Genomic DNA, 14,868 nt, shown 5'->3' with positions numbered 1-14,868 from the left:
GGCTCAGGCCAGCGTGACCGCAAGACGGTCAAGGATCATCCGGGGCGCGGGCTGACGCAGATGCACGATGACGCGCCGGCCCACGGTGTCATCCGAGGCTTCGGGCAGGTTCAGCATGCACACGGTCACGGCCCCCACGGTCATCTGACATTCGCGGTGACCGGCATCGCGGACCGAGCCGTCCTCCAGAAACTCGCGCAGGAACACATCCGCCACGACCGGGCGTTCGGCGCTGACCTGCATTTCCAGATAGCATTGCGTCATGGGGGCCTCGGCGGGCAGCGTGCCTTCCAGCGTCATCCAGTCAGCCCCCGTGCAACGCAGCTCTACACCGCTCGCGTTTTCCGCCATCAGGAATTCCGCGCGCGCGCTGGTCGGCAGGCAGACGCCCACATTCGGGGTGACATTGTTATAGCCCCCCGCCAGTCCAAGGCGCGGACGACCGACCAGACCGCTGCGGGCCTCGGCCACCATGTCCAGCCGCGTGGCCTGCAACGCTTCCAGAATATCCGCAGCCGCACGGAAATTGCGCATGGCAGCGTCGAAAATAGTCGTCATTTCATACTCCTATACATGTCCAGATCTTCCGCTCCCTCATCCAAGGCGGCGTTTGCGCCGCTCTCCCTTCTGTTCAGCCAGACCAGCAGAGGCTGGGTGGCCAAGGACCAGTCCCGCGCCATCCGGTCGGCATCGCGCGAGACCTGAGCCAGCAGGGCGCGATCGGCCTCAAGCGCAAGGATCTGTGTCACGAACGCAGCCTCGCAGCCCGCCTCGGGCAGGATGAAGCCGGTGGTGCCGTTCTGGATCGCCTCGTCCATGGCGCCCACATCGGTCGCGATGACGACGACGCCGCAGCGCTGCGCCTCAAGCACGGAAAGCGGCAGCCCTTCGTAATGCGACGGCAGCAGCATGATATCGGTGTTCAGAAGCAGGTCCGTCAGCGCCTCGGCACCGCGCACGGGGCCAAGCATCCGGGTGCCGCGCGGAAAGGTGAAATCCACCTGATGCGGATCGACGACAGAACCGCCTGCAATGGTCAGCTCGATCTGCGGCGCGGAAAGCGCAAGGCTGTGGAAGATGGCGGACAGCCGGTGGACGCCTTTCTGCGGGTCCAACCTGCCCATGAACAGCACGCGCAACGGCTGGCCGGGTTCGCGCGGGGGACGCGCTGCGATGCGTTCGCGCGCGCCATGCGGTAGCGGGTATCCCGGCGCGTTGACCACCGCCATCAGCTTTTCGCGCGGCGTGCCGTGGCTGTGCATCCAGCGGCGCAGCGCCTCGGAACAGGTCAGGATCAGGTCATAGGCGTATTCATAAGCCAGAGCCAGCTTGGGCGGCCCATAGTTGCGGCCATAGGTCGACCGTTCCAGCAGATGTTCATGGTCGATCATCATGACGCCAAGACGGCGCAGGTGGTCGGCAACCTTGTGCAATGCCCCCGAATGCGCGTTGACCACGACATCCATGCCCGAAAGCAAGCCGATCAGGTCGGCCTTTTCGTGCCAGTTGCCCCAACTGGGTTCCGCCGTGCCCAGAAACTCGGTCCCGGTCCAGTCCAGCGCGCTGGGATCGGACAGCCAGTTGACCGAGGCAAAGGCCTGCAGCGCCCAGCCATCCGGATGGATCGGGCGGTCCGAGGCCACGAACAAATGGCAGCGCCAGCCATGCTCCGCGAATTCGCGCGCCATCGAGGCCACGACCTTTTCGACCCCGCCGAAATCGAAGATCGGCACGACGAAACCGATATCGCGCCGCCCCGCCTGCTTCAGCAGCGGAAAGACCACGCCGCCATCCACGACGCTGCGCGGAATGCGGTTCGCGGTGGCGCGGTCGATGGCCCCGCCCTGTTCACGCCATTCCCAGCTTTGCGCCAGCGCCGAACGAAAGCGGCTGCGGCTGAGCGTCAGAACAAAGCTGCGCAGCAATTCGGGCGCGCTGGCGGTTCTGCTGCTGTCCAGCGGCGTCATCTGTTCAGGCGACAAAGACCAGCTGCTGATGTTGAACCCGGAGGGCGCGTGGTCAATCTGGCGCAGACGATCCTCGGGTTGGCCGGAGATCAGATCATGCAAGGCGCGCAGGTCGATGATGACGCCGTCCGCCATATGCGCCGGATTGCCACGATCATTGCAGATGCGATGCCCCTGGACCGAGCGGTCAAGGAAGAACAGATCGAAATCCGGGCGATGTTCGGCGCGGGTCCAGCGGCGTTCCGCCGTCCAGAAGAAATTGTGGATCAGCCGATGTTCGATCAGCCGGGCCGAGACACCTTCGCGCAGAAACACCAGATATTGCGGCGCGTGATTGGCAAAGGGTTCGGCCAGATGCGCCATGATCTGCCGCTCCAGCTCTTCCAGCGTCACATCGCGGGACTGCGCAGGATCGGTCATCAGGCGGGCGGTGGGGCCCGTGCCCTCGATCACCGCAAAGCGGGGGAAGCGCGCGGCCTCCAGCGCCAGCAGTTTGGGCGTATTGAACAGCCAGGCGTGCTTTTGCTTCAGATAGCGGCGCAGTTCGGCATCGGCATCGTGCGAATTGCTGAGCATGCTGGCCGGACGCTTGCGATAAAGCAGCAGCGGCTGGGCCGCCGAATGTCCCCGAAAGCCCGCCTTCGCCGCCGAAAGCCAGAAGTCCCAGTCCTCATAGCCGCGCTTCATGTTTTCGTCGAAGCGGATGCCCTGATCCAGAACGCGCCTGCGGATCAGGCTGCCCGCCTCGCAAAGGTTGATCTGGGCGTGAAACAGCAGGTCATAGCTGCGTTCGGTGATGTAATGCCCGTTCTGCCCGAAGAAATCGAAATCGGGATAAAACCAGTCGGCCTGCGGGTGGCGCTCCAGCAAAGCGCGCATTCTGCCGCCCGCGCCCTCGACCAGCATATTGTCGGCATCCAGCAGAAAGATCGCCTCAAGCCCCGGATCGGTCTGCACAGCCAGCTCGATGCCCCGGTTGCGCGCCGCGCTAAGGCCCGCGTTGCGGCAATGCAGCACGCGCATCCGGTCGCCCATCAGCGCCTGCCATGCCGCAAGGCTTTCCAGCGTCTCGGCATATTCGCAACCGTCGTTGACGGCGATCAGCCGCTGGACCGTGCCCGCCTCGATCTCGCGCTGAACCGAGGCGATGGCGTCGTCGATCAGCACCGGATGACCCTTGATCGGCACGATCACGGTTATGGCGCGGGCGAATTTGGCCCGGGGTTTCATCGGCGTCACCTTCGGGTCGGTCATGCCGCACGCCCCTGAATGTCGTCGCAGGAAATGCGAAAGCCGCGAAACAGGCCCCAGCTCAGATCGTTGGGCACATCGGTCGCCAGCGACACCGCCAAAAGCAGGTCCGCCCGGCCAAGGATCGGATCGACGGGGATGCAATGCGCCTGCGCCCAGCCCTGCGCGGGCAGACCCGACACCCACGGGCCGATGCGGCGCTGCCAGAAGCCGTCCTCATCGACCTTGCCATGCGGCGCGACGCCGATTGCGAAGTTCAGGCTGGGCGCGCGGGCATGTCCCACCGTCACCAGCGCCGAGATATGCGACAGCCCCGCCAGATCGACATCGCGGATCACCGCGCAAACCGGGCCGCTGCGCGACGGATGCACCAGAATGGCGTTCTCGTTTTCCCAAAGCGCCGTCGAGACGTGATCGGCTGCCGTCATCGGCAGCGAAAAGATCTCGGGTCTGGGCAGCGCCTGCGGGGTAACGAAGCGCGTGGTGGCAATGCTGACGGCACGGCTGCCCGACAAGGCAGGCGTACATGGCGGCAGGCGCACCCCGCCCAGCGACCGCCAGACCCGCAAAGCCAGCGTTTCTTCGGCAGCCGGACCGTTCGGGCCACTGACCTGAAAGCGCGGATCGGGAACCGGCAAGGCCAGCCCCAGCGCGATCCGCGTGTCGCCCTGAACTTCGATGCGCAGGCGTCCATTCCGCCCGATGCCCTCGACGGGGCTGGGCAGGGAAAACCGCAGCCAGCCGGTCTCAAACCCCAGTTCGGGTGCGACGACGTTCAGCGGATAGACGCGGTCCGCCGCATCGACCAGCGCCACCGAAAGATCGGCGATCACCGGCATGACGCGTTCGGGAAACCACAGATCGACCGCGCTCAGACCCACGGCGTCGATCGGCAGAAATTGCATGGCATGGTCTGGGGCCGCCAGTTCCAGCGCGCGCCCCGAGGGTTGCCATGCCAGCGCATTCGACACTTGCGGATTGCCCAGCCCGTAAAGCAGGTTTTCAATCTCGCGCAGGCGCGCTTTCGTGCCCAGACTTTCCGAGCGCAGCTGCGCCGCAGCCAGCCGCGCCTCGCCGATATCGCGCCGCGCTGTGCTCAGTTCGCCCAGCAAAAGCTGGATGATCGTCTGCGAAAAGGCTTTCGGCTCGTCAGGGTTGATTTCAAAAATATCGACCTTGGCAAACGGCCCCTTTGCCAAAGCCGCCTTGATCGATTTTTTTTCATCCAATGCGGCAACGGCACCAATGACGGCACCGTTGACCACGGGACCATCGGCGAATTTACGGGTGACGACATCAAAAAGCTTTATCTCGACACTTTCGGGCAGAAGGCGGCGGGCAATATCTTCCACGCGCGCATCGACGATGAGCGTTGACATATTCATTTCTCTACATATCAGGATAATGCCGGGCGAATTATCATAATCGCCCGCGTTTTATATTCTTGGACAAACCGCCAGATTGTTATTCGATAGCAATCCCTCGATAATCGCGCAGAGGAATGAAGCAATTGTTCCCTGAAGCCGAAAACCCCGCCTCGCGCAATGCCTTGCAGGCGTGCGAGCCGATATAGCCCGCGCCGCCTGTCACCAGAACCGTTGTCATTTACTCGGCAGCCTTGCGCATCGACATCACATCGGCCAGGTAATCGCCGAATTCGTCCTTCAGCTCATCGCGGGCCAGACCGAAGGCCACGGTCGCCTGCAGGAAGCCCGCCTTGGACCCGCAATCGAAGCGCTGGCCGCGGAAGCGCAGGCCGAACACGTCGCGCCCGGCCTCGATCTCATCGGCGATGGCGTCGGTCAGCTGGATTTCCCCGCCCGCGCCCTGCTTGAGCTTGTTCAGGTTCTCCATCACCGTCGGCGCCAGGATGTAGCGACCGATCACGGCAAGGTTCGAGGGCGGGTTTTCCTTGGGTTTTTCCACCATGCCACGGGCGCGGACGATGGCGCCCATATCCTCGGCCACGTCCAGAACGCCATAGGATTTCGTCTTTTCCGTCGGCACTTCCATGGTCGCGACCATGGTGCCGCCGGTTTCCTGATAGGCCTCGATCATCTGCTGAAGGCAGGGCGGCTCACCCATGATCACGTCATCGGTCAGCACCACGGCCACAGGCTCGTCCTGCAGCAGGCGACGCGCGCACCAGACCGCGTGGCCCAGACCCAGCGCCTTGTGCTGGCGCACATAGGCGATGGCGCCGCTGTCCATATTCGTCTCGCGCAGAATGTCCAGCAGGTCGTTTTTGCCGGATTTCTTCAGGCTGGATTCCAGTTCATGCGCGTGATCGAAATAATCCTCGAGCGCGCCTTTGCCCCGAGAGGTCACGAAGATGAACTCCTCGATCCCCGCTGCCCGCGCCTCATCGATGGCGTATTGGATCAACGGCCGGTCCACCAGCGTCATGATCTCTTTCGGGATGCTTTTCGTGGCGGGCAGAAAGCGCGTGCCAAGACCTGCTACAGGGAAAATGGCCTTCGTGACGGTGCGACTCATCGCGGGATATCTTTCTTTCAGATGGCACCTTGCGGCACCACGCGAGGGCGTCATGCCCAAGAAAAATGCTCATATCGTTAAAAGCAGCAGCGGGGGCTTGTCGCTGCGACAACAAAGGACCAAACACAGGAATGCCGTATGGCTGCCTTGGCTGATCATCCAGTAACTAAGTCGCATTAACCAAGCCGGGCGATGCAAGTCAATGCGGTTTCCAGCCTTATGGATTAAATAATAAATCTGATACAAAATAATCGTAACGCCCGGAAAATCGGGCCAAAAAACGGGCAGGTTTCATTGATACAGGCTCAGGTTTATTAGACTTAATTTACCCTGACTGATCGGCGTCTCATAGAAGAAAATTCTCTGATGGCTAGCTTGGCCCGGCTCCAACTGGCGGGGATGACGCACTGCTCCAGCGCCGGGGATGACGCGTCAGCCCCGACATCCCCTGCCCGTTTCTAACCGCCTGGGCCAAGATCAAGCCATGTGCCGGACGGCAACCCGCGCCGCTGCAGCAGATGCGTGAGCCGGATCTGCACATAGCGCGCATGTTCCAGCAGCAGCGTGGACAGCCGCGCCCGGTCCTTGTCGGCAACGGTTGTCAGGATATCGACATGCTGGCCCAGATTCAGGCGGAACTGTTCATCCTGATGCGCAAGCTCGGGCAGTTCGTTCTGATAGGTATAGTTCAGGACGCGGGCGACATGGCGGTGGATCTTCAGCGCGAAGGTTTCGATGAAGGCGTTGTCCAGCGTCGCGTAAAGCCGCATGTGAAAGGCGATGTTGATATGGGTGATGCGCAGGAAATCGCGGGCCGTCACCGCCTCGACATAGCTGTCCTGAATGGCGTGCAGATCGTCCAGCAGGCCGGGGTGATCCAGCGCAAGGCGATGGCCCAGCATCGCCTCGCAGAACTGATGCGCCTCGATCAGCTGGGCGAAATCGCCAAACCCCAGCGGGGCGACGAAGGCGCCTTCGCGGTTCGGGCGCAGCTCGACGAAGCCCTCGGCCGACAGCCGGTTCATCGCTTCGCGCGCGGGGGTGCGGCCGAGATTGAAGCGGTCGGTCAGCAGCCGTTCGTCGATCCGGCTGCCGGGTTCCAGCGTCAGATCCATGATCCGGTCGCGCAGCAGCGCCACCGCCGCCTCGACCTGAGAGATCTGCGCGGACTCCATCAGCCAGCCCGTCCCCAAGCGGCGGTGTCGCCTGCGCAGGCGCGCAGGCCCGCGTCAGGACGGGCGGCAGCAAAGCCGGCGGGACAGGGCGGATCGCCCGGACAGGCCCAAGGGTCAGGCGGGTTCGACATGGCGCAAGGCGCCTTTCACTGCGGGTTGCGGCAAGGTGATCTCGATACCGCCAAGCGGGGTCAGCACCGCGCTGGCGCCGGGCGGCACCAAGGTCGTTGCATCAGGATCGGTCACGATGCAAGGCCCTTCGGCCTGCCGCAGCGCCGTGCGCGGGATCACCGGCGCGTCCAGCCAGCCATGATCGCCGAACCATGCCCGCTGGGTCGTCGCATGGCCTTCGGTCGGCAGGCGGCGGCGGGACAGGTCAAGCTGGCCCACCGGGATGGCATAGGCGACCTCGATGGCGGTGAAGCGGACCGGCTCGCCCTCGGGGGCGGTGAATTTGAACACCCGGTCATGTTCGGCGACAAAGGCCGCGCGGACGGCATCGGCGTTTAGCGTGTCGGGCGCACCCAGCACCACCTGCAGATCCGAGGACTGGCCGGCATAGCGCATCCGCGCGGTGACGCTGACACGGCCCCCCGGCTGCGCGGCCTCGGCCTTGGCCAGTTCCGCCATATCGGCCAGCATGGTCTGGGCTTCGGCCACAGTCTGCGGGCTGACCGTCGCGCGGAAGCTGCGGGATTTGTGGATCTCGACCTCGGCGCAAAGCAGGCCAAGCGCCGAAAACACCCCCGGAGCCGGCGGCACGATCACCTTGGGGCAACCCAGCGTCTGGGCGATGCCCGCCGCGAATAACGGGCCATTGCCGCCAAAGGCAAAGACCGCGAAATCGCGGGGATCCTGCCCGCGTTCGGTCGTCACGGCGCGGATCGCCTGAATCATCGTGACGCAGGACAGGGTAAAGACCCCATGCACGGCCTTTTCCACCGGCAGGCCGATGGGATCGGCCAGCTGCTGTTTGGCGACCTTGACCGCCGCATCGCGCGACAGCACCATCTCGCCGCCCGCGATCGAGTTCTCGTTCAGATAGCCCAGCGTCAGGTTGCAATCGGTGACGGTCAGTTCCGTGCCGCCGCGCCCATAGCAGGCCGGGCCGGGGTTCGAGCCTGCCGAGCGCGGGCCGACCTGCGGCACGCCCGCCGCATCCAGCGCGATGATCGAGCCGCCGCCCGCGCCGACCTCGGCCAGATCGATGGCGGGAACGCGCAGGGTGAAGCCGCCGCCCGACAGCAGGCGCTCGACCTGCAGGACGTGGCCGCCGACCTGAAATTCGGTGGCCTTGCCGGGCGTGCCGTTTTCCACCAGCGCGGCCTTGGCGGTGGTGCCGCCGATATCCAGCGTGATGACGGTGGGCGAACCGGTCTGCGTGCCGATGATCGAGGCGCCGACAACCCCCGCCGCCGGACCGCTTTCGATGATGTGGATCGGCTGTTCGGCGGCAACGCGGGCGGGGGTCAGGCCGCCATTCGACTGCATGAAGAACAGCGGCGCGGCAATCTTGCGCCCCTGCATCATCGCCAGCAGACGCGCGACATACTCCTTGATGACCGGCTGGACATAGGCGTTGATGACCGTGGTCGAGGTGCGGGGATATTCGCCCTCTTCGGGCAGCAGTTCATGGGACAGCGACAGATGCACCTCGGGCCAGATCTCGCGCAGGATCTGGGCCACGCGGATCTCATGCGCGGGGTTGGCATGGGCGTTGATCAGGCAGACCGCGACCGAGGTGATGCCTTCGGCGCGCAGCATCCGGACCGCATCGCGCACCGCGCTTTCGTCCAGCGGAGTCATCTCCGAGCCATCGGCAAGAATGCGGCCCTCGACCACGCGGCGATAGCGGCGGCGCACTAGCGCCTTGGGCTTTTCCCATGTCTGGTCATACAGGCGCGGCATCCGCAGATCCCGGATCTCCAGCACGTCGCGAAAGCCCTTGGTGGTGATAAGCCCGGTCCTGGCCCCCGACCGTTCCAGCAGCGTGTTCGAGCCCAGCGTCGTCGCGTGCAGCACCTGCCCGATTTCACCGGCGGTGATGCCGGTGCGCTCCAGCAGGCGGTCGATGCCTTCGCCGATCGCCACGGTATAGTCGTCATGCGTGGTCAGCGTCTTGAACGTGTGCAGATCGCCGGTCGCGTCTTGCAGGATGAAATCGGTGAAGGTGCCGCCGATGTCGATGGCAAGGCGGGCTTTGGTCACTTGGCTGGTCATTTCGTCGCCTCCTTGCGCAGTTCGTCGCGGCGGGTCGTGGTGGCGGCGGGATCGACGGCGCCGTCGGCCGTCAGGATCACGCCATAGATGTCGCGGGCGGTGGCGGTCGACACATAATCGTCCAGCCAGTCCTCGGCCACGGCGGCGGGGTCACGCTCCAGCGGGTCGCCATATCCGCCGCCCGAAGGCAGCGTATGGCTGAGGATGTCGCCCTTGCGCATGGTCATGGTGAATTTCGACGACAGCGGCGCGCCATTCATCAGCGACACGCCCGGCGCGCCGTCATGCCCGCCCGCAAGGCCGTAAGGGCGATGCGACTGACGGTCGGCGCGGACGGACAGCACGGCCTCGTCCTCGGTCAGCATGTAATCGCGGCGCATGGCGGTGCCGCCGCGATACTTGCCGGGACCGGCGCTGTCATCGGCGAATTCGTTGACGGTGATGACGATGGCGTTTTCGCCTTCGACGGTTTCGGTGGAATAGCTGGCCATGTTGGCGAACATGGTGGTGTTGCCCTCATGCCCGTCGGCCCAAGGCCGCGCGCCCCAGGCGGCGGAAAAGAAATCCACGAAGATGTAGGGCTTGCGGTCCGCCGTCCAGCCGCCGATCGAGACATTGGTATTGCCGCCATCGCCGCAGGCAAAGACCCGGCCCGGCGCCAGTTTCGCCATCGCACCGAAGGCGCAATCGGCCATGCGGAACCCGGTCAGGCCGCGCGCGGCACAGGCGGCGGGCATCACGGCATTGGCGATGGTGCCCGCAGGGGCGATGACCTCGACCGCGCGGAACACGCCGTCATTGTTGGGCGCGCCATCGGCCAGAACCGTCTTGACGGCGGTATAGGATGCCGCAGCGGTATAGGAAAACGTGTTGTTGATCGCACCCTTGACCTGCGGCGCGGTGCCGGTCCAGTCCACGACCAGCCGGTCGCCCGACTTGCGGACCGTGCAGACCAGCTTGATCGGCTGGCCCACGTCGATGCCATCATCGTCGATGTAATCGGTAAAGGTCACCTCGCCATCCGGCAGGCCCTTGATCGCCTCGCGCGTCAGGATTTCGGAATAATCCAGCAACCCGTCCACAAGCGCGACAAAGGTATCGCGGCCCCGCGACAGCGCCAGCGCCTGAATGCCCTGCTCGGCGATGCGGCAGGCGGCGATCTGGCCGCGCAGGTCGCCGTCAAAGCGTTCCGGCATCCGCACGTTCGAGCGCATCATCGCCATGAAGGTTTCATCGACCACCCCCTTGCGATGCAGTTTCAAGGGCGGGATGCGGATGCCTTCCTGATAGATCTCGGTGCTGTCCGAAGCGTTCGAGCCCGCGACCCGGCCGCCGACATCGGTGTGGTGGCAAACGGCGCAGGCCCATGCGACGATTTCGCCTTCGACGAAGACCGGCTTGAAGGTGAAGATATCGGGCAGGTGCATCCCGCCGGAATAGGGGTCGTTCATGACCAGAATGTCGCCCTCTTCGATCGGCTCCTTGATCGCGGCGATGGACGCCTTCAGCGCCACAGGGATCGAACACAGGTGGCCGGGCAGCGACAGGCCCTGCGCCGCCAGCCGCCCCTCGCGGTCGCAGATGGCGGTCGAGTAATCCATGATGTTCTTCAGCACGCCGGAATAGGCGGTGCGGAAAATCGTCAGCGCCATTTCATTGGCGACGCCGGTGATGGCGTGGCGAAACAGCTGAAAGGCGATGGGATCGGCGATCCCGCTGCTGGTGTCATGCGCGGGGGCGCGGGCGGCGGATGCGCTCATGGGGCGATCTCCTTTGGGGTCAGGGTCAGCCGTCCGGCCACGACAAGGGCCGAGAGGCCAAGCGAGGGCAGGACGGCGGCAAGGGTGGCGGTCATGCCCCCCAGATGCGGCGTCAGCAGGATCACCGACGCGAGATAGGCAAACAGGGCGGGTATCCCCAGCCGCGCCGATTGAAAGGTCGATTGCGCGTTGCGGCTGCCGGCGCGTTTCAGCCCCAGCGTGACAAAGGTCATCGCCATCGGCGCGGCGGCGATCCAGCCGCTGAAGACCGGACCGATCCGGCCTGACAGCGTGGACAGCACCAGCACCATGACCACCGCCTGCGCGGCCGGGATCAGCGCCCGGCGCTGCGTGGGCGAGATGACGCGGGCCGTGAAGGCCAGCCGGAACGGCAGGATCAGATGCGACAGGGCAAAGGCCGCGACGGCGACGATCAGGCAGGTCGTCAGGCTCCATGGTCCGGTCGCGGTGATGGCCGAAATCGCGGCCAGCCAGCCCGACAGGCTGACGGCCAGCAATGGCAGCGCAGGCAGTCGGTCGAACAGCCGTGCCGCCAGCATCATGAAGGTCAGCATCGCCGGAAAGGACATGCAGGCGCTGACGGCGGCACGCTGCACAAAGGCATCGCCTTGCGTCCCCGCCACCGCCAGCAGTCCGGCCGCCATGGTCAGCGGCAGGGCGATGATCCATGCGGCCAAGGGCGGCGGGGCATCCTCGACCGCCCGGATCATGATCCAGACCACCGCCCCGCAGCTGAGCGCCCGAACAAGGATGATCGCCGTCTCGGTCAATGCTGCATCCAGTTCGGCAGCATCAGCGCGATCTGCGGGAACAGCACGATCAGCACGATGGCCAGCAGCAGAGTGCCCAGAAATGGCAAGACGCCCCGCACCACATCGCTCAGCGATCCGCGCCCGCGCACGCCCTGCACCACGAAAAGGTTCACCCCGACCGGAGGCGTGATCATCGCGGTTTCGATCAGCAGGATGACAAGGATGCCGAACCAGACCGGATCATAGCCCAGCCCCACAAGGATCGGCGTGAAGATCGGCACGGTCGCGACCATCAGCGATAGGGTTTCCATGAACAGGCCCAGCACCAGATACAGAGCGATGATGACCAGCAGCGTGCCGGTGGCCCCAAGGTTCAGGTCGCTGAAGAAATTGGCGACACTGGTGGTCAGGCCGATATTGCCAAAGACGAAGTTCAGGAAATAGGCCGCCGTGGTGATGGCCATCAACATGCCCGTCGTGCGGATCGTGCCCGCAAAGGCCGCCCGCAGCATCGCCTTTGTCAGGCTGCGCCCCAGCGCCGCCACGAACAGCGCGCCCAGCACGCCAAGCGCCGCGGCCTCGGTCGGGGTGGCCCAGCCGGCATAGATAGATCCCACGACCAGCATGAAGATGAACAGCGGCGGGATCAGATGCGGCAACCCGCTCAGCCGCTCGCGCCAGCTGACCTCGATCCGACGCCCGCCCCATTCGGGACGCAGCTTGCAACTAAGCCAGACCGTGACCGAAAACAGCACCGCAAGCCCAAGACCCGGAATGATGCCCGCAAGATACAGCCCCGGGATCGAGGTATTGGTCATCGCCCCGTAAAGGATCAGGTTGATCGACGGCGGGATCAGGATGCCCAGCGTGCCAGAGGCGGCGATCGAGCCCAGAAACAGCGGCTCGTGATAGCCATGGCGCCGGATTTCCGGGATTGCCGTGGTGCCGACCGTGGCCGCCGTCGCGACCGAACTGCCCGAGGTCGCGGCAAACATCGTCGAGGTGGCGATATTGGCGTGCATCAGCCCGCCCGGCAGCCAGACCAGCCAGCCCGACAGCGCGCCATACATCCGCGACGCCACGCCCGAGCGCAAAAGGATCTCTCCCATCAGCACGAACAGCGGCACGGCGACCAGCACGGCGTCGTTCATCGACTGCCAGCCGATGGTGGCGACGCCGCGCGTGGCGGGGATAAAGGAATACATGCCCGACAGGATCACTCCGGTCAGCCCCATCACCACAGCGACCGGGACCGACAGCAGCAACAGCCCGAACAGCGAAATCAGCGTGGCGACGATCATGCGCGGCTCTCCCCTGCGGCGATTTCGTTCAGTTCCAGTTCCTCGGCCAGTTCGTCATCGGCGCTGCGCGCGCCGATCAGCGCCTGCGCGGTGGCGATGTCGCCCATGGCCAGCGCGATGGCGGCGCGCAGAAACAGCACGACCGCCGTGGCGACGAACAGCGCAAGCCCCGCCACCCAGAAGGCCTGAGGCACCCATTGCACCACGGCCAGCGGCGTGACGGATTTCGTGCCCATCGTCGCGCTGCGCATCAGCAATGCCGCGGCGAATTTCAGCAGCAGCCCGAAAAAGCCGATCATCGCCGCCAGCGCCACCAGATCCAGAACCGCCTGCCCCCAGCGCGGCAGCCGCGCCTGAAGCAGGTCGATGCGGATATGCCCGCGGTTCAGCAGCGTTTCGGTAAAGGCCACCGCCCCGATAAAGGCCAGCATATAGCCGCCCAGTTCATCCAGCCCGCCGAAGCTGTGGCCGGCGAAGCGGCGCATCAGCACCTCGACGCCAACCGCCAGACAAAAGCAGGTCAGAAGCCCGCCGCAGACCCAGACACCCCCCGCCGAGATCAGCCGCAGGCAGGCAAGCAGCCTGTCCAGACCGCGCATGATCATGGCAGCGGCGCCTGAATGCCGATGGCCTTGCCGACCGTGTCATTCCATTCCTGCGTGCATTCCGCGCCGCAGCGCTTGGCCCAGTTCGGCAGCACGGCGGATTGCACGATCTCGGCGCTTTTGGCGCGGTCGGCATCGGTCAGTTCCACCAGCTTGATCGAGGCGGGCAGACCCATCTTGCATTCGCCGCCCGTCGAACAGGCCAGCGCATCGGTGTCCTGTTCGATCTGCGCCTGCCATGCCTCGGCTTCCAGCTTGGCATATTGTTCGGTCAGCAGCGCCTGCACCTCGGGCGGCCAGCTGTCCCATGCGTCCTTGTTGGCGGCCCAGAACAGCGTCGACCAGCCGACATTCATCGGATAGATGGATTTCGTCACCTCGAACCAGCGCGCGGTATTGCCCGAGGACGTGCCGGTGACCGCGCAATCCGCGACACCGCGTTGCAGCGCCGGGATCACATCGACAAAGGGCATGGTGACGGTGGTGCCGCCAAGCGCGCCGACGAAATCGGACAGGGTAGCGTTGAAGACGCGGATCTTTTTGCCCGACAGATCGGCAAGGCCGTCGATCTCATCGCGGCACCAGAAGACCTGACTTGGCAGCGGCGCAAGACCCAGCAGATGGGTGTTGAACTTCTCCTCCAGCACCTTGGCCAGCACCGGGCGATAGGCGTCGGTGGCCTTTTTCGCATCGGCATTGGTCAGGGTGACGCCGGACAGATCCAGCGCCTCGAACCGGGGATCTTCGCCCGCCATATAGCTGATGTTCTGCACCGCCAGTTGCAGCGTGCCGTCCTGCAGCATCGACAGGACCTCGGGGCCCTTGATGCCCGCGATGTCATGCGGGACCGCCTCGATCGAGACCAGATCCCCCGCCGCTTCCTTGAAGGGGCCTTTGTAGAAGGCCTCCTCCATCTTCCACAGATACAGGTTCGAGGTATAGCCAAGCGCGCGGATTTGCACGTCTTCGGCCTGCGCGGCCGACACGGCAAGGCCGCCGCAAAGCGCCGATGCGAGCATCGGCCGGCTGAGTTTCGACAGAAACATTCGGGAAGATCCTCTCTGTTGGGGAGGCGGTCATTGCCGCGGGCTGCCATTCGGCGTGAAAGTATACGCAGAATATATGCAGCCCCGGATTCGGGTAAGGAAATCGGATCGCGCCATGAAAATTCATGGGCACGCATCTGAATCGCGCGGCATTCGGGCGGCCATGCACCTTTTTGGAGCAGTGATGCGACCGCGACAGGCGCGCGCTGCAAAACAGCCGCCGCCTGACAGTCCAGGTCACCCGGCAGGCGCGACCGCCGCCCGGGCCGGGCCG

11 protein-coding genes and 1 pseudogene are annotated in these 14,868 nt (G+C 64.7%); all 12 read right to left on the bottom strand.

What is annotated here, in order from left to right; all coding sequences use genetic code 11:
- Window positions 1-3 precede the first annotated feature (3 nt).
- On the bottom strand, window positions 4-558 hold the full coding sequence (locus GL284_RS02165) for a hypothetical protein (protein WP_155043020.1): 555 nt from the start codon (window positions 556-558) through the stop codon (window positions 4-6).
- Window positions 555-3,221 (bottom strand): glycosyltransferase, encoded by a 2,667-nt coding sequence (locus tag GL284_RS02160; protein ID WP_155043019.1) that lies wholly within the window; start codon window positions 3,219-3,221, stop codon window positions 555-557. The genes GL284_RS02165 and GL284_RS02160 overlap by 4 nt, the downstream gene beginning before the upstream one ends.
- Window positions 3,218-4,597, bottom strand: a complete 1,380-nt coding sequence (locus GL284_RS02155; RefSeq protein WP_155043018.1) for a DUF6212 domain-containing protein — start codon at window positions 4,595-4,597, stop codon at window positions 3,218-3,220. The genes GL284_RS02160 and GL284_RS02155 overlap by 4 nt, the downstream gene beginning before the upstream one ends.
- 145 nt (window positions 4,598-4,742) lie before the next feature.
- Window positions 4,743-4,823: pseudogene (locus GL284_RS02150) on the bottom strand (NAD-dependent epimerase/dehydratase family protein); the annotation flags it as partial.
- Window positions 4,824-5,714, bottom strand: coding sequence for a UTP--glucose-1-phosphate uridylyltransferase (locus GL284_RS02145; protein ID WP_155043017.1), 891 nt, complete (start codon window positions 5,712-5,714; stop codon window positions 4,824-4,826). It lies immediately after the preceding pseudogene.
- Window positions 5,715-6,172: 458 nt separating this feature from the next.
- Window positions 6,173-6,889 (bottom strand): GntR family transcriptional regulator, encoded by a 717-nt coding sequence (locus GL284_RS02140; protein ID WP_155043016.1) that lies wholly within the window; start codon window positions 6,887-6,889, stop codon window positions 6,173-6,175.
- A 114-nt stretch (window positions 6,890-7,003) separates the two neighbouring features.
- Window positions 7,004-9,109: a hydantoinase/oxoprolinase family protein gene (locus GL284_RS02135; RefSeq protein WP_155043015.1), complete on the bottom strand. Its 2,106-nt coding sequence runs from the start codon at window positions 9,107-9,109 to the stop codon at window positions 7,004-7,006.
- Window positions 9,106-10,869, bottom strand: a complete 1,764-nt coding sequence (locus GL284_RS02130; protein WP_155043014.1) for a hydantoinase B/oxoprolinase family protein — start codon at window positions 10,867-10,869, stop codon at window positions 9,106-9,108. The genes GL284_RS02135 and GL284_RS02130 overlap by 4 nt, the downstream gene beginning before the upstream one ends.
- Complete coding sequence (locus GL284_RS02125) at window positions 10,866-11,660, bottom strand: hypothetical protein (RefSeq protein ID WP_155043013.1); 795 nt, start codon at window positions 11,658-11,660, stop codon at window positions 10,866-10,868. Before GL284_RS02125 ends, GL284_RS02130 begins: the two co-directional genes overlap by 4 nt.
- On the bottom strand, window positions 11,657-12,943 hold the full coding sequence (locus GL284_RS02120; RefSeq protein ID WP_155043012.1) for a TRAP transporter large permease: 1,287 nt from the start codon (window positions 12,941-12,943) through the stop codon (window positions 11,657-11,659). The genes GL284_RS02125 and GL284_RS02120 overlap by 4 nt, the downstream gene beginning before the upstream one ends.
- The gene (locus GL284_RS02115; protein WP_155043011.1) at window positions 12,940-13,548 is read right to left on the bottom strand and encodes a TRAP transporter small permease subunit; all 609 of its coding nucleotides are present in this window, start codon (window positions 13,546-13,548) and stop codon (window positions 12,940-12,942) included. Before GL284_RS02115 ends, GL284_RS02120 begins: the two co-directional genes overlap by 4 nt.
- Window positions 13,545-14,594, bottom strand: coding sequence for a TRAP transporter substrate-binding protein (locus tag GL284_RS02110; RefSeq protein WP_155043010.1), 1,050 nt, complete (start codon window positions 14,592-14,594; stop codon window positions 13,545-13,547). The genes GL284_RS02115 and GL284_RS02110 overlap by 4 nt, the downstream gene beginning before the upstream one ends.
- Window positions 14,595-14,868 lie beyond the last annotated feature (274 nt).

Source organism: Paracoccus shanxieyensis, assembly GCF_009711265.1.
Classification (GTDB): domain Bacteria; phylum Pseudomonadota; class Alphaproteobacteria; order Rhodobacterales; family Rhodobacteraceae; genus Paracoccus; species Paracoccus shanxieyensis.
The sequence above is the reverse complement of the archived record's forward strand: the minus strand, read 5'-3'. Positions and strand labels throughout refer to the sequence as shown.